Below are 15774 nucleotides of genomic sequence, written 5' to 3' on the forward strand. Positions count from 1 at the left end.
CGCGGCGTCGGCGACCAGCGGGTCCGGCGCGTCGCCGCTGCGCGCCGCATGCTCGTGCAGCGCCTGCCCGGCGGCCTGCGCGGCCAGCACGCCGAGCACGGCGGTACGCAGATGGCCGATCGCGTTGCGCACCGGGGGGGCGCCGGCGGCCGCATACTCGGCCGCCGTGTCGAGTTCGAGCGCGTCCGCGAACAGACGGTGCACGGCTGCGCCGTTCGGCTCGCGACGCAGCGCGTCCGCGCCGACGGCGACCGCGCGCTGCAGGTAGCTCGCGAACCGCTTACGCACGTCGCGCAGCGGCGAACCGGGTGCGAACACCGTCTCGAACGCCGCGCCGCACAGGATGCCGACCACCACGTACAGGAATCGCGCGGTCGCGATGTCGAATGCGTGCAGCGGGGCGGATACGGCGTCCATCGCGATGATCGCCGCCGTATAGCCCGCGAGCACGGCCGCATACGCACGGAAATTCCGCAGGAAGGTCGCGACGCCCGCGCACAGGCCGATCCACGCGGCGAGCGCCGGCAGGAACAGTTCCGGGGTCTGCGCGAACGCGCCGGTCAGCAGCAGCGCGACCGCCGCGCCGATCGCGGTACCGAGAATCCGGTACTGGCTCTTCGACAGCCCCATGCCGCGGCTGCCCTGCGCGACGATCCACACGGTCGACGCGGCCCATTTCGGGTCGTCGAGATTCATCCGGAAGGCAATGTAGAGCGCCAGCAGCGACGCGGCGGTGTTGCGCAAGGCGAAGCCGAGGGCACCCGGCGGCAGCGTGGGCCGCGCGTCGCGCAGCGCGGTTCGGACAGCCTCGAGCGGCGGCAGATGGGGTAAGGCGAATTTCATGCGGCGAGCATACGGGGGCGCGCCGCCGCCACTAAGAGGCGCGGACGGGATGCGTTATTGCACCGGGCGGGATAATCGCTGCTTCATGAAACGATCCGGTCAGCAAAGGTAAGATGCGCGCAGATCGAACACTGAAGCACCCCACATGGACTTCGAAAGCATCCGGATATTCCTGCGCGTGGTCGAGCGCGGCAATTTCACCGCCGCCGCCACGCACCTCGACATGCCGCTCAGCCGCGTGAGCCGCAAGGTCAAGCAGCTCGAGGACGAGCTCGGCGTCCAGTTGCTGTACCGGACCACGCGCCGCGTATCCGTCACCGAGGCCGGACGCGACTACTACGAGCGCTGCCTGCGAGCCGAGGACATCCTGCTCGACGCGGATCGCCAGGCCCGCTCGCTGCGCACGGCGCCGGAGGGCACGCTGCGCGTGCTGGTGCCCTACTCGATCGGCCTGTTCGAACTGGAGCCGACGCTCGCCGAGTTTCGCCGGCGCTATCCGCTGGTCCAGCTCGTGCTGATCTATGACAACAACCCGCTCGATCTCGTCGAGCACGGCTTCGACGTGGCGCTACGCGCGGGCGTGCTGACCGACTCCAGCTACATCGCGCGCTCGCTCGGCTGGTCGCAGGCGAAGCTCGCCGCGAACCCCGCCTATCTCGATCGCGCCGGCCGGCCCGCCACGCCGCAGGACCTCGCGCAGCACGATCTGCTGCTCGTTGGCCGCGACGCGCCGAGCCTGACGCTGCGGCTCACCAATGCGGCCGGCGACGTGGCCGACGTGCCGGTGCGGCCGGTGCTGATCACCAACGAATCGGTGACGGTGCTGCGCCAGGCCGCGAGCGGCGGCGGCATCGCGCTGGTCTCGACGCACTACACGGCCCGCCGGCTCGAACGAAACGAGCTCGAAATCGTGCTGCCCGACTGGCACCGAGCCGACGACGTCGAGCTGCACGTGCTGTACCCGCGGCGCGCGACACTCGACAGCAAGGTGCGCGCGTTCGTCGATTTCCTCGCGGAAGTGTTCACCGCATGGCGAACCGCCCCTTGACCGGCACGGTTCGCACACCGATTATTGCGCCCCGCGAAATCGATTAGTGAGCCGGCGCGTGTTGATGGCGGCTCGCCACATCGTTAGCCTGTCGCGATGCACAACGACTCCACACGCGACGTCAGCCGCCTGACCGCTGCCCGCAGGCGCGTCACGCGCGTCCCGCCTTCCTGACCGGCAGCCTCCTGCCTCCCGAAGCCCGCCACGGCTTCGCGCATTCGATCGAGCCGCACGTCGCACGCGTCGGCCCCGTGTAACGGGCCGCGTCGCGCGCACCGTGCCCCCTTCCGTTCAGCCGCCGCACCGCGCCTGCGTCGCTTTCGCGCGCGTGCGCGGCCGCGCGTGCCCGCCGCAACGGGCCGCATCCGTTCCGCACGTTACGCAGGAAACCCCATGTCCACTCCGTCATCTCCCGCCCCGCTGTCGGGCGGCCGCCTCGCGATCGGCACGATCGCGGTATCGCTCGCGATGTTCATGAACGTGCTCGACTCGTCGATCGCGAACGTCGCCATTCCGACGATCTCGGGCGACCTCGGCGTGTCGGTCGACGAAGGCACGTGGGTGATCACGATCTTCGCGGCCGCGAACGCCGTGTCGATTCCGTTGACGGGCTGGCTCACGCAGCGCTTCGGCCAGGTGCGCCTGTTCGTCACGTCGATCCTGCTGTTCGTGTTCGCGTCGTGGCTGTGCGGGATCGCGCCGAACCTGCCGACGCTACTCGCCGCGCGGATCCTGCAGGGCGCGGTCGCGGGGCCGCTCGCGCCGCTGTCGCAGGCGCTGCTGCTCGGCGCATGGCCGCGGCAGAAATCGTCGAGCGCGCTGGCGCTGTGGTCGATGACGGCGCTCGTCGGGCCGATCGCGGGGCCATCGCTCGGCGGCTGGATCACGTACGACTACAACTGGTCGTGGATCTTCTACATCAACATTCCGGTCGGCTTCTTCGCGGCCGCGGTCACGTGGATCGTGTTCCGCGACCGTGAATCGGCCACGAAACGCATGCCGATCGATACGGTCGGCCTGTTGCTGCTCGTGCTGTGGGTCGCATCGCTGCAGATCATGCTCGACAAGGGCAAGGATCTCGACTGGTTCAACTCGCCCGTCGTCGTCGCGCTCGGCATCGTCGCGCTGATCGGCTTCGCGTTCTTCCTCGTGTGGGAGCTTCACGAGGCCAACCCGATCGTCGACCTGCGCCTGTTCACACAGCGCAATTTCGCGGGCGGCACGATCGCGATCTCGGTCGCGTACGGGATGTTCTTCGGCACGCTGGTGCTGCTGCCGCAGTGGATGCAGGGCTATCTCGGCTACCGCGCGGTCGATTCCGGGCTCGCCACCGCGCCGCTCGGCGTGTTCGCGATCCTGCTCACGCCGGTCATGGGACGCCTGCTGCCGCGCACCGATCCGCGCTACATCGCGACGCTCGCGTTCGTCGGCTTCGCGGTCGTCTTCATGATGCGCACGATCTTCTATACCGACGTGTCGCGCTGGGATCTCATTTTGCCGACGCTGCTGCAGGGCATCCCGATGGCGATGTTCTTCGTGCCGCTGACGTCGATCATCCTGTCCGGGCTGCCGCCGGAAAAGATCCCGGCCGCCGCCGGCCTGTCGAATTTCGGCCGCACGTTCTGCGGCGCGGTGGGCACGTCGCTGATCAGCAACGCATGGAACGACCGCACGATCCTGCATCACGTGCGGCTCACCGAACAGGCGAGCGTCACCAACCCGGTCTTCACGCAGCAGGTCGACACGACGCGTTCGCTGCTGCATCTGAGCCCCGATTCGGCGCTCGCGTTTTTCAACGCATCGGTCGATTCGCAGGCGGCCGTGATGGGGTTGAACGACATCTTCTACGTGTCGGCGATCATCTTCATCGCGATCATTCCGCTCATCTGGATCACGAAACCGGTGCGCTCGGGCGGCGGCGATGCCGATGCGGCGGCGGCCGGCGCGCATTGATCCGCATGCGCGACGGTCGGGCCCCGCGCCACGCACGCCGGGGCCCGCGTCGAATCGCGCGGACGTAATAAAGACTTGCAATCGATACAGGCCGAAACGTCAACAGGCGGTGCCCGCTCCGCGTTTTTTCATCAAGCGCCCACGATCCGGACGCGCAACGACAGGAGAAAACACCATGCGAGCCCTTACCCGCCATCTCGCGATTGCCGCCACCCTGATGTCGGTGCTGACCGGCACCGCGTTCGCCGACACGCCGTGGCAGCAGGCGCATCCGCGCCGCGAAGAAGTCAACCAGCGCCTCGCAAACCAGAATCGCCGGATCCATCACGAAGTGAAGGAAGGCGAGATGTCGCACGCACAGGCCGCGCGCCTGCACCGTGACGACCGCAAGATCCGCCAGGAAGAGCGGGACATGGCTGGGCAGGATCGCAGCCACATCACGAAGAGCGAAAAGCACGTGCTGAACCAGCAGGAAAATGCGGTCAGCCACCAGATCGGCCAATAAGATCGACACCACCGGCAAGTGCCCATTCGCCATCACTTGAAACGCCCGCTGCCGCCATGCGACAGCGGGTGCTTGTTGTGTATCGAATCGTTTCAACGCGCCAACGCCGTCAAATGCTGCGGGTATACTCGACCGTCAGCCGCCTGTCGCATCGTCGCCCGTCATCAACGGCCCGATTCCGGGCGGTTTCGTCGCGAAGCTTCGCGTTTCGCCTACCCCGCGCCCCAGCCTCGATACGAGACACACGACGACCCATCATGAAACGATTCCTGCTGCTCCTTCCCGCCGCCCTGCTCGCCGCCTGCGGTTCCGCTCCCTCGTCCGACTCGGCCGCGTCGGGCGCCGCACCGATGATCTACGTGTCGTCGCAACGTCCGGCCTACGCGATCGCCAACTGCCTCGACAGCCGCCTGTCGGGCACCGAGCAATCGCAGCACAACGGCGTGACCGATATCGCCGTCGGCTCGAACTCGTACTTCGTCACGCTGACGCCATCGGGCAACGGCTCGGTCATCAAGGTCGTGCGTGGCTCGGGCAACGAGCCGGCCGAGGAAGCGATGCGCTTCGCGGTCGCGCGCTGCGCGATCTGATCCGAACCTGCCGATGCCGGGCGCCCGCCCGGCTCGCTGCTGCGCGCCACCCCGCCGGCGCGCACGCCGAATAATTTCATCCGGGCGGCCGTCGATGAGAGAATCGCACCCACGATTCCCTTTCCACGGAGCCCGCATGAAGCACCTGCTGTCCCGCCTGTTCGTCAGCGCCGCGCTCGTCGCACTTGTTCCGGCGCTGCCGGCACAGGCGGCCACGCCGCCCGGCATCTTCGTCGTCGCCACGCAACTCGGCGAATTCACGACCCTCGACCCGAGCGGGATCTACGAGCTGGTGCCGTCCGAGTACGTCGCGAACACCTACGAACGCCTGGTGCGCGTCGACCTGAAGGACCCGACGCGCTTCGACGGACAGATCGCGCAATCGTGGACGGTCGGCGCCGACGGCGTGACCTACACGTTCAAGCTGCGCCCCGGCCTCACGTTCCATTCCGGCAACCCGGTGACCGCCGACGACGTCGCGTGGTCGCTGCAGCGCACCATCCTGCTCGACAAGGGGCCGGCCGGCGTGCTCGCCGATCTCGGTCTCACGAAGGCGAACGTGACGCAGAAGGTGCGCGTGGTCGATCCGCAGACCGTCGTGCTCGAAACCGACCACAAGTACGCACCGAGCTTCGTGCTCAACGTGCTGAGTGCCTGCCCGGCATCGGTCTTCGACAAGAAGCTGCTGCTGTCGCACCAGCAGGGCAACGATTTCGGCAGCGGCTGGCTCCGCACCAACGACGCGGGCTCGGGCCCGTACCAGCTCGTCAAGTGGACGCCGAACGAGAGCATCGTGCTGCAGCGTTTCGACAAGTACCGCACGCCGTACCCGATGAAGCGCATCGTGCTGCGTCACGTGCCCGAAGCGTCCGCGCAACGGCTGCTGCTGGAGAACGGCGACGCCGACGCCGCGCGCAACCTGAGCCCCGACAGCCTCGCCGCGCTGACGAAGGCCGGCAAGATCAAGGTCGCGTCGTGGCCGGTGTCCGCACTGCTGTACCTGAGCCTGAACACGAAGAACCCGAACCTCGCGAAACCCGAGGTGCAGCAGGCGATGAAATGGCTCGTCGACTATGACGGCATCCAGCGCAACATCGTCAGCACGACCTACAAGGTGCATGAAACCTTCCTGCCCGAAGGCTTCCTCGGCGCGTCGAACGCGCGGCCGTACAAGCAGGACGTCGCGAAGGCGAAGGCGCTGCTCGCCAAGGCCGGCTTGCCGAACGGCTTCGACGTGACGATGGACATGCCGAACGACTATCCGTACCTCGAGATCGCGCAGGCACTGCAGGCGAACTTCGCGCAGGGCGGCATCCGCGTGAAGCTGATTCCGGGCGATGCGAAGCAGGCGATCGGCAAGTATCGCGCGCGCCAGCACGACATCTTCGTCGGCGAATGGTCGCCCGACTACATGGACCCGAACAGCAATGCGCGCGGCTTCGCGTGGAATCCGGACAACTCCGACCAGTCGCCGACGAAGATGCTCGCGTGGCGCAACAGCTGGGACATCCCGCAACTGACGAAGGACACCGAGGCCGCGCTCGTCGAGCCGTCGCCCGCGAAGCGCGCGCAGCGTTACGAAGCGCTGCAGAAGGCCGTGCTCGCGAACTCGCCGTTCATCATCATGTTCGAGAAGGTCGTGCAGGTCGCGACGCGCCCCGGCGTGACCGGGCCGGAAATCGGGCCGATCAACGACCTCGTGTCATACCGCACGCTCGCGAAGTAATGGCGGCTGCCCGCGCGGCCGGGCATACCGGCACGCGGGTAAGCGCCGCGGCCCGCCGCGCCGGCGCCAGGCCGTGCGGCGGCCACGATCTACAATGAGCGGCACCACCGACCCGGTTCGGCCCGTCGGCGCGCAGGATGATCGTGCCGCACGGCATGACCGCGTCCGCCATCGACAAGCCGTGTTCCGGTGGCTGCACGACAGCAGGCAGTTTCAGATACGCAGCACGAGCGCCGCGCCGGTTACCGGGCGCGCGCACCACGGGGAGAACACATGCATACGAGCGAGCACGCGGTCTGCGTGGCGATCAACGACAACAACCGCGCATGGTATGAAATGCTCGTGCCGTTCCTGCTGTCGCTGCGGCACACCGGCTACGACGGCCGGATCGCGGTGATCGGCTACGGCCTCTCCGAACGCAAGCGGCAGATCCTGGCGAGCCAGTCGGTCGACGTGATCGACGCGTCGAGCGCGCATGCGCTGCCGGTCGGCCGCTTCATCGAGGCCGCCGAGTATTGCGCACGCAACCCGCAGATCCGCAAGCTCGCGCTGTACGACGCCGACATCTGGTTCTGCGCGCCGGGGTTCGACCTGTTCTCGCAGATCGGCGACGACCGGATCCACGCGTGCCCCGACCCGCTGTTCTGCACGTTCGTCGTCGCGCCGCTGATCGGCGAGCGGCGCGATCATCACTGGCGGCTCGTCGTCGACGAAGTCTCCGCGCGCCACGGCGGCGCATTGCAGGCCGGGCTCGTTGCCGGAACCGCCGACGCGTGGGCGCGCTACGCCAGCCATCTGCGCGACTGCATCGCCCGCATCGGCACCGATTTCCAGGATTGCTTCGGGATCGATACGACGTTCCTGCACCTGTGGGGCGCACAAGGCGAAACGGCGCTGCTCGATCCGGTCCAGAACTTCGTCAGCAAGTACGGTATTCACGAAGCGTTCGACGGGGGCATCGGCACGACGACGCTCCGGTATCGCGACGAGCCGATCCGCGCGCTGCACATGACCGGAGACATCCGCTTCTTCGACCGGTGGCGCTACTACGCGAACCGCACCGACGCCGCGCTGCGCGACGGCGCGCCGTTCGCGCTGTCGGACGGCACGCCGGCACCGTCCGGCGCGGTCGCGGCGCGCATCGCGGCGACCGACTACGTGCGCTCGGCCGGGCTGACCGTCGCGGCCGCCGCAATCGAGGGAAGCGCGGGCGCCTACCTGCAGGCGATCGACGAGCCCGGCGGCACGATGCTGATCGGCAGCGGGAACCACGAGATCGTGCTCACCGCGACACGCGACATCGCGCGGCTGAACGTCTACGTCACGCACCCGTCCGGCTCGCCGTCGCCGCTGCTGTGCGAAGTGCTGGTTGACGGGCAGGCGCAGCGCAAGGGGACCGAGCTGATGGCGCATTTCTCGTATCGGATCGTGGCCGGCACCGTCATCACGCTGCGCTCGACGAGCCTCGGCGGCCAGCAATGCAACGCGATCTGGCGGCTGCGCGAGGCACCGGACATGCAGCAGTAGGCTGCCGGCGGGCTGCCGTTCAGTTGAAGGCCGCCCACACCACGGACGCATTCAACCCGACGATCACGACCGTCGCCTTCGACCGGCCAGATCGACAACGCGCGACTGTGCGATTTGCGCCCCATCGCTTATCACTCGACTTCGGCTGCTTCGCGCTCGTCCTTCGTGCGGATGCAGAGCTCGAGACCGTACAGCGCGGTCAGTTCGAGCAGCTGACTGAGCGACAGGCTTTCGGTACGGGTGGATTCGAGCGACGAAATACGCGGCTGGCCCACGCCGATCCGCACCGCCGCTTCGGCTTGTGTCAGCCCCTTGGCCTGGTGCGCGGACGACAGGATCTCTCCCAGTTGCGCGGGTGTATTGGCGATGAAATTCACGGCGTGGATTCCTGTCGGCAATAAACGCAAAATATGCCTGCCAGGAATAATTCTCCAGCCTACTCGCCCGCCCCGCCCAGCCACCAAGCACGCTCCCGACCCTATCATCTATCCTCACACCATAGTTTTTATCCGCTGGCGCGAATGATTTTGGCTTTGTTAGATGGATGACATTCGATCATCAGACGACAATGATCTAACAGCCGATGACCTGCGCGTTCGCCCATACCGTCGAATCCCGCTATGCCGAGCTGACGCCGACCGCCAAGCGCATCGCGAGTTACATGCTCGCGAACCTCGACCGGCTCGGGCTCGAGACGGCCGACCAGATCGCGCAGCAGGCCGGCACCAGCGGCATCTCGGTCGGGCGTTTCCTGCGCAGCGTCGGCTATCGCAACCTCGACGACCTGAAACGCGAGCTGCGCGGCGGCGGCGACCGCCCGTGGATGATCACCGACCGGCTCGACGAATACCGCCGCGTCGCGGGCACGCAGCCGGCCGAACCCAATGACCACGGCAATGAAGGCCCGCTCGGGTCGTCGCTCGAGCGCGAGCTCGATGCGATCCGTCACGTGTACCGGCTCGCCGAAGGCCCGGTGTTCGCGCAGGTGGCCGACCGGATCGCGCATGCGGACGCCGTGTTCATCCTCGGCATCCAGTCGACGCGCGGGATCAGCAACGCGTTCAGCAGCTACCTCGAATACCTGCGCCCGCGCGTGTTCTATTCGGATGGCCAGTCGGGCTCGTACGTCGATTCGCTGAACTCCGAATTCGAGCGGCCGTACTGCATCGTCACCGACACGCGCGCGTATTCGCGCAGCGCGCGCCGCTATTGCCAGGCAGCCGCCGAGCGCGGGCAGCCGTTCGCGCTGGTCACCGATCTCTCGTGCCCGTGGGCACGCGACTGGCCGGCCGACCTGCTGCAGGTGAAGACCGACGTCGGCCAGTTCTGGGATTCGCTCGCGCCGCTCACCTGCCTGTTCAACCTGCTGATCACGGCCGTGGTCGACCGCCTCGGTCCCGCGATCGACCGGCGCGTCGCGCGCAACCGCGAACTGCAGCACACGTTCGATCAATTCGAATCCTGAATGCGAGGGCCATCCGAACCGCCGATGAACACGCACCGCCTCGTTGAAATCACGCCCGCCACGCATCGCGTCGACATCGATCTGGTCTACGCGACCGATCGCAACCTGACCGGCAAGCCGATCTACCGCGCAGCGCACTGCCTGCTGCTGGAGCCGGCCGAAGCCGCACTGCGCCGCGCGGTGGACGTCGCGGCACAAGCCGGCTTCACGCTGCGGATCTACGACGCGTACCGGCCGCCGCAGGCGCAGCAGGTGCTGTGGGATTTCCTGCCCGATCCGGATTTCATCGCCGACCTCGGCCGCGGCTCGAATCACAGCCGCGGCACCGCGCTCGACCTGACGCTCGTCGGCGTGGACGGCGAGCCGCTCGACATGGGCACCGGCTTCGACGAGATGGTCGCCGCATCGGGCCACTTCCACGCGGGGCTGCCCGAAACCGTGCAGCGCAACCGCCTGCTGCTGCTCGGCGTCATGCACGCGGCCGGCTTCGCGCACATCGACAGCGAGTGGTGGCACTACGAATTGCCGGGCTCGTGCGCGCTGCCGCAGATCGACAACGCCGACAGCGGCCCGTGGCACCTGATGTGATGCACGTCCCCGTTCACGTTCACGTTCGACAACCGATGGAGCGCTCATGAATTTCCTGACATCCCGGCTCGTCGCGGCGCTGGCCGCTGCGTCCGTTCTCGCCGCCGTTCCGTTTTCCGCTGCACGCGCGGAAACGCCGAAGGACATGTTCGTGATGGCCACGCTGCTCGACGAATTCACGACGCTGGATCCGGGCGAGATCTACGAGCTGGTGCCGGAGGAATACGTCGCGAATACCTATGACCGGCTCGTGCGCGTCGACCTGCGCGATCCTTCGAGATTCAACGGCGACGTCGCGCAGTCGTGGACGGTGAGTCCCGACGGGCTGACCTACACGTTCAAGCTGCGCCCCGGCCTGAAGTTCCACTCGGGCAACCCGCTGAGCGCCGACGACGTCGCCTGGTCGATCCAGCGCGCGGTGCTGCTCGACAAGGGGCCGGCCGCCGTGCTGACCGGCATCGGGCTCACGAAGGCGAACGTCGTCGCCAACGTGAAGAAGCTCGACGACCTGACGGTGTCGGTCTCGACCGACCAGAAGTACGCGCCGACCTTCGTGCTGAACGTGCTCGGCTCCTGGCCCGCGTCGGTGCTCGACAAGAAGCTGCTGCTGTCGCATCAGCAAGGCAACGACTTCGGCAACGCATGGCTGAAGACCAACGAGGCCGGTTCCGGCGCGTACAAGCTGGTCAAGTGGACGGCCGGCGACAGCCTCGTACTGCAGCGCTTCGACGGCTACCGGCTGCCGCTCGCGATGAAGCGCATCGTGCTGCGCCACGTGCCCGAAGCCGCGAGCCAGCGCCTGCTGCTGGAAAACGGCGATGTCGACGCGGCGCGCGACCTGAGCCCCGACGATCTCGCGTCGGTCGTGAAGTCCGGCAAGGCGAAGGTGTCGGCCTCGCCGCAGGCGACGCTGCTGTATCTCGGCTTGAACACGAAGAACCCGACGCTCGCGAAACCCGACGTGCAGGAAGCGCTGAAGTGGCTCGTCGACTATGCGGGCATCCAGGGCAACGTGGTGAAGACGACCTACAAGGTGCACCAGTCCTTCCTGCCCGAAGGCTTCCTCGGCACGCTGAACGCGAACCCGTACAAGCTCGACATCGCGAAGGCGAAGGCGCTGCTCGTGAAGGCCGGCGTGCCGAACGGCTTTTCGGTGACGATGGACGTGCGCAACGACTATCCGTACACCGAAATCGCGCAGGCCGTGCAGGCGAACTTCGCGCAGGCGGGCATCAAGGTGCAGTTGATCCCCGGCGACAACAAGCAGACGCTCGCGAAATACCGGGCGCGCCAGCACGACATCTACATCGGCGAATGGTCGGCCGACTACATCGATCCGCACAGCAACGCGCAGGGTTTTGCGTGGAACCCCGACAATTCCGACAAGTCGAGCTATAAAATGCTGGCCTGGCGCAACAGCTGGGACATCCCGCAACTGACGAAGGAAACCGACACCGCGCTCGCCGAACCGACCGCCGCGAAACGCGCGCAACGGTATCAGGCGATGCAGAAGGAAATGCTCGCGCGCTCGCCGTTCGTGATCATGTTCGAGAAAGTCGCGCAGGTCGCGACGCGGCCCGGCGTGAGCGGGCTCGAAGTCGGGCCGATCAACGATCTCGTGTCGTACCGCAACCTGAAGAAGCAATAAGATTCGCCGCATGTCGACTCCCGTCTCCTCCCTCGAAGCACTGCGCACGCTGCCCGCGCGGCGCCCGGCCGTGCGCTGGGCCCTGCGCGTGCTGCGCTGGGCGCTCACGCTCGCCGTCACGTTCGCGGGGCTGCTCGCGCTGACGTTCGTGATCGGCCGCAAGGTGCCGATCGATCCCGTGCTCGCGATCCTCGGCGATCGCGCGTCGGCCGAGGCGTACGCGGCCGAACGCATCGCGCTCGGGCTCGACAAGCCGCTCGTCACGCAATTCCTGATCTATGCGCGCGACGTGCTGCACGGCAATCTCGGCATGTCGCTGCTGACCGCGAACCCGGTGCTCGACGACATCAAGCGCGTGTTCCCGGCCACGCTCGAACTGGCGACGATCGCAACGCTGATCGGCATCGCGATCGGCGTGCCGCTCGGCGTCGCGGCCGCCGTGAAGCACAATCGGCCGATCGACCACATCGCGCGCTTCGTCGGGCTGATCGGCAATTCGGTGCCGCTGTTCTGGCTCGGACTGATGGGGCTGCTGCTGTTCTACGCACGGCTGCACTGGGTCGGCGGGCCCGGCCGGCTCGATCCCGTGTACGACGGGATGGTCGACACACGCACCGGCAGCCTGCTGATCGACGCGGCGCTCGCGGGCGAGTGGGACGTGTTCCGCAACGCGGTGTCGCACATCGCACTGCCGGCCGCGATCCTCGGCTACTACTCCGTCGCCTACCTGAGCCGCATGACGCGCTCGTTCATGCTCGACCAGCTGAGCCAGGAATACATCGTCACCGCGCGCGCGAAGGGGTTGTCGGAACGACGCGTGATCTGGCGGCATGCGTTCGGCAACATCATGGTGCCGCTGCTCACCGTGATCGCGCTCACGTACAGCAACCTGCTCGAAGGCTCGGTGCTGACCGAGATCGTGTTCGCGTGGCCGGGGCTCGGCTCGTACCTGACCGGCGCGCTGCTGAACGCCGACATGAACGCGGTGCTCGGCGCGACGCTCGTGATCGGCGCGATGTTCATCACCGTCAACCTGCTGACCGACGCGTTGTATCGCGTGTTCGATCCGCGTGCGCGCTGAGGGCCGCCACGACATGACCGCCTCCACCCCGCTTCTTTCATCGCCCATGCCGAAGGTTCTTCAATCATGAACGCCGAGCGACTCACGCTGCGCGCATGGCTGCTGTCCGACGCGCCCGCGTCGCGCTCGCAGGCCGCGCTCGGTCTTGCGTACCGACGCTGGCGCCGGTTCGCCACCAACCCGCTCAACCTGTTCGGGCTCGCGATCCTCGTCGCGCTGATCGTCGTCGCGATCGTCAGCCCGCTGATCATGCCGCACGATCCGTTGCGCCAGGTGCTGTCCGACCGCCTGCTGCCGCCCGGCTCGCCGTCGCACTGGTTCGGCACCGACCAGCTCGGCCGCGACATCCTCTCGCGACTGATCGCCGGTTCGCGCCTCACGCTCGGTATCGCGCTGCTCGTCGTCGTGATCGTCGTGCCGATCGGCCTGCTCATCGGCACGACGGCCGGCTATTGCGGCGGCTTCGTCGACAGCGTGCTGATGCGCGTCACCGACGTCGCACTCGCGTTCCCGAAGATCGTCCTTGCGCTCGCGTTCGCGGCCGCGCTCGGGCCCGGCGTGATCAACGCGGTCGTCGCGATCTCGATCACCGCGTGGCCCGCGTATGCGCGGCTCGCGCGCGCGGAGACGATCCGCATCGCCCAGGCCGACTACATCCACGCCGCGCGGCTGCAGGGCGCGTCCGGCCCGCGCATCCTGCTGCGCTACATCATGCCGATGTGCATGTCGTCGGTGATCGTGCGCGCGACGCTCGACATGGCCGGCATCATCCTGACCGTCGCAGGCCTCGGCTTCCTCGGCCTCGGCGCGCAACCGCCGAGCCCCGAGTGGGGCTTCATGGTCGCGTCGGGCCGCAACGTGCTGCTCGACGCGTGGTGGGTCGCCACGCTGCCCGGCTGCGCGATCCTGCTCGTGAGCCTCGCGTTCAACCTGCTCGGCGACGGGCTGCGCGACGTCTTCGATCCGCGTCATGGAGCGTGACATGCCACTGAATTCCGCCCCCTCGCCCGCGCCGCTCTGCGAAATCGACGGCCTGAAAATCGGCTTTCGCGGGCACGACGGCACCGTCACCGATGCCGTGCGCGACCTGTCGCTGACCCTCGCCCCCGGCGAGCGGCTCGGCATCGTCGGCGAATCGGGCTCCGGCAAATCGCTGACGGGCCGCGCGCTGCTCGGCCTGCTGCCCGACGCCGCGCGCTGGTCGGCACGCACGATGCGCTTCGCGGGCCACGACCTGCTCGCGATGTCGCCAGGCGAGCGCCGGCGCCTGTGCGGCAGCCAGATGGGCATGATCCTGCAGGACCCGAAATATTCGCTGAACCCGGTGATGACGGTCGCGAAGCAGATGGGCGAAGCTTTCCGGCTGCGCGAGCGGGGCCTGCGCGGCCGCGCGCTGCGCGACCGGATCGTCGACGCGCTGTCGGCCGTGCAGATCCGCGACCCGGCGCGCGTGGCCGATGCGTATCCGCACGAGTTGTCGGGCGGCATGGGCCAGCGCGTGATGATCGCGATGATGGTGTCGACCGGCCCACGCCTGCTGATCGCCGACGAACCGACCTCCGCACTCGACGTCGCCGTGTCGATGCAGGTGCTCGCGGTGCTCGACGCGATGATCGCGCGGCACAACACGGGCCTGATGTTCATCAGCCACGACCTGCCGCTCGTGATGTCGTTCTGCGATCGCGTCGCGGTGATGTACGCCGGCCGCGTGGTCGAAACCTGCGCCGCGCGCGACCTGCGCAACGCATCCCATCCCTATACCCGCGGGCTGCTCGCGGCGAACCCGCCGCTCGCGAACCCGCCGGACGAACTGCCCGTGCTGCGGCGCGATCCGGCGTGGCTCGATCCCGCGTCGCACGCCGGCACGCCCGCCGATCGACAGGAGGCCGCACGATGATCGACGTCGATCACGCATCGATCCGTTTCCCGACCCGCACGGGTCACGTCGACGCCGTGCGCGACGCGAGCTTCGCGGTGCGCAACGGCGAGGTGTTCGGGCTCGTCGGCGAATCGGGCTCCGGCAAGTCGACGCTGCTGCGTGCACTGACAGGGCTCGTGCCGCTCGCGTCCGGCAGCCTGTCGATCGACGGCCGGCCGGTGGGCGGCACGCCCGATCGGGCGTTCCGCCGTCACGTGCAGATGGTGTTCCAGGATCCCTACGCGTCGCTGCATCCGCGCTTCACGGTCGACCAGACGCTGCGCGAGCCGCTGTCGATCCATGGCATCGGCGACACCGATGCGCGCATCGCCCGCGCACTGTCCGAAGTCGGCCTCGGCCCCGCGTTCCGGTTCCGCTATCCGCACCAGCTGTCGGGCGGCCAGCGCCAGCGCGTCGCGATCGCGCGCGCGCTGATCGTCGAGCCGCGCGTACTGCTGCTCGACGAGCCGACGTCCGCGCTCGACGTGTCGGTGCAGGCCGAAATCCTGAACCTGCTGCGCCGCCTGCATCGCGAACGCAACCTGACGATGATCCTCGTCAGCCACAATCTCGCGGTGATCGGCTTTCTGTGCCAGCGCATCGCGGTGATGCAGCATGGCGAGATCGTCGAGCAGCTCCGGATCGAGGACGTGCGCGCCGGGCAGGTTGCGCGCGACTACACGCGCACGCTGCTGCACGCGACCGAAGGCTACCGTCGTCTCGACCCGGTGGCGGGCGCGCCGGCGGCGTGACATCTGCGCGACGCGCCTGCGTGCGATACTCGGCGCGCCCCGCCCCGTGCCTCTGCCGCCGCATGGAACCCTTGTGCGCCGTACGGGTCAACAACGTTTCGTTAACAGCTCAACCGCAATAGGGAGGCGT

General features: G+C 67.7%; 15 protein-coding genes. 13 read left to right on the plus strand and 2 right to left on the minus strand.

Features of this window, described 5'->3' with window-relative positions; all coding sequences use genetic code 11:
* The coding region (locus tag BDO18943_RS37490) for an FUSC family protein (protein ID WP_175026157.1) at positions 1-843 on the minus strand (843 nt) is incomplete at its 3' end.
* Positions 844-988: 145 nt separating this feature from the next.
* Between BDO18943_RS37490 and BDO18943_RS37495 the strand changes: the two genes are divergently transcribed.
* The 6 genes from BDO18943_RS37495 to BDO18943_RS37520 all read left to right on the plus strand — a co-directional run bounded on the left by BDO18943_RS37495 (position 989) and on the right by BDO18943_RS37520 (position 8192).
* Entirely contained in the window at positions 989-1891 is a 903-nt protein-coding gene (locus BDO18943_RS37495; protein WP_175026158.1) for a LysR family transcriptional regulator, read from the plus strand.
* A gap of 393 nt (positions 1892-2284) precedes the next feature.
* Positions 2285-3844: a DHA2 family efflux MFS transporter permease subunit gene (locus tag BDO18943_RS37500; RefSeq protein WP_175026159.1), complete on the plus strand. Its 1560-nt coding sequence runs from the start codon at positions 2285-2287 to the stop codon at positions 3842-3844.
* A 175-nt stretch (positions 3845-4019) separates the two neighbouring features.
* Positions 4020-4349: a hypothetical protein gene (locus tag BDO18943_RS37505; RefSeq protein ID WP_043183865.1), complete on the plus strand. Its 330-nt coding sequence runs from the start codon at positions 4020-4022 to the stop codon at positions 4347-4349.
* 257 nt (positions 4350-4606) lie between these two features.
* Positions 4607-4939 (plus strand): sugar ABC transporter ATPase, encoded by a 333-nt coding sequence (locus BDO18943_RS37510; protein WP_175026160.1) that lies wholly within the window; start codon positions 4607-4609, stop codon positions 4937-4939.
* Between the two features lie 136 nt (positions 4940-5075).
* Positions 5076-6665, plus strand: coding sequence for an ABC transporter substrate-binding protein (locus tag BDO18943_RS37515; RefSeq protein WP_175026161.1), 1590 nt, complete (start codon positions 5076-5078; stop codon positions 6663-6665).
* A 273-nt stretch (positions 6666-6938) separates the two neighbouring features.
* Positions 6939-8192, plus strand: a complete 1254-nt coding sequence (locus BDO18943_RS37520) for a hypothetical protein (RefSeq protein ID WP_175026162.1) — start codon at positions 6939-6941, stop codon at positions 8190-8192.
* Positions 8193-8323: 131 nt separating this feature from the next.
* Here BDO18943_RS37520 and BDO18943_RS37525 read toward each other — a convergent pair whose 3' ends face one another.
* A complete protein-coding gene (locus tag BDO18943_RS37525) occupies positions 8324-8569 on the minus strand; it encodes a helix-turn-helix domain-containing protein (RefSeq protein WP_175026163.1) in 246 nt (81 codons plus the stop codon).
* Positions 8570-8775: 206 nt separating this feature from the next.
* On the opposite strand from BDO18943_RS37525, the gene sapR reads away from it, so the two are divergent.
* The 7 genes from sapR to BDO18943_RS37560 all read left to right on the plus strand — a co-directional run bounded on the left by sapR (position 8776) and on the right by BDO18943_RS37560 (position 15644).
* Positions 8776-9657, plus strand: coding sequence for a sap1 transcriptional regulator SapR (gene sapR / locus BDO18943_RS37530; RefSeq protein ID WP_175026164.1), 882 nt, complete (start codon positions 8776-8778; stop codon positions 9655-9657).
* Between the two features lie 24 nt (positions 9658-9681).
* A complete protein-coding gene (gene ddpX, locus BDO18943_RS37535; RefSeq protein WP_175026165.1) occupies positions 9682-10245 on the plus strand; it encodes a D-alanyl-D-alanine dipeptidase in 564 nt (187 codons plus the stop codon).
* Between the two features lie 46 nt (positions 10246-10291).
* Positions 10292-11893 carry an ABC transporter substrate-binding protein gene (locus tag BDO18943_RS37540; RefSeq protein WP_175026166.1) on the plus strand — a complete coding sequence of 534 codons (1602 nt, stop codon included), beginning with the start codon at positions 10292-10294 and terminating at the stop codon, positions 11891-11893.
* Positions 11894-11903: 10 nt separating this feature from the next.
* Complete coding sequence (locus tag BDO18943_RS37545; RefSeq protein WP_043183877.1) at positions 11904-12974, plus strand: ABC transporter permease; 1071 nt, start codon at positions 11904-11906, stop codon at positions 12972-12974.
* A 66-nt stretch (positions 12975-13040) separates the two neighbouring features.
* Positions 13041-13955, plus strand: coding sequence for a nickel transporter permease (gene nikC / locus BDO18943_RS37550; RefSeq protein WP_175026167.1), 915 nt, complete (start codon positions 13041-13043; stop codon positions 13953-13955).
* A 1-nt stretch (position 13956) separates the two neighbouring features.
* Positions 13957-14871, plus strand: coding sequence for an ABC transporter ATP-binding protein (locus tag BDO18943_RS37555; RefSeq protein ID WP_175026168.1), 915 nt, complete (start codon positions 13957-13959; stop codon positions 14869-14871).
* Complete coding sequence (locus tag BDO18943_RS37560; protein ID WP_089452580.1) at positions 14868-15644, plus strand: ABC transporter ATP-binding protein; 777 nt, start codon at positions 14868-14870, stop codon at positions 15642-15644. The genes BDO18943_RS37555 and BDO18943_RS37560 overlap by 4 nt, the downstream gene beginning before the upstream one ends.
* The last annotated feature ends 130 nt before the right edge of the window (positions 15645-15774 follow it).

The sequence above is a fragment of the Burkholderia aenigmatica genome (genome assembly GCF_902499175.1).
Taxonomy (GTDB): domain Bacteria; phylum Pseudomonadota; class Gammaproteobacteria; order Burkholderiales; family Burkholderiaceae; genus Burkholderia; species Burkholderia aenigmatica.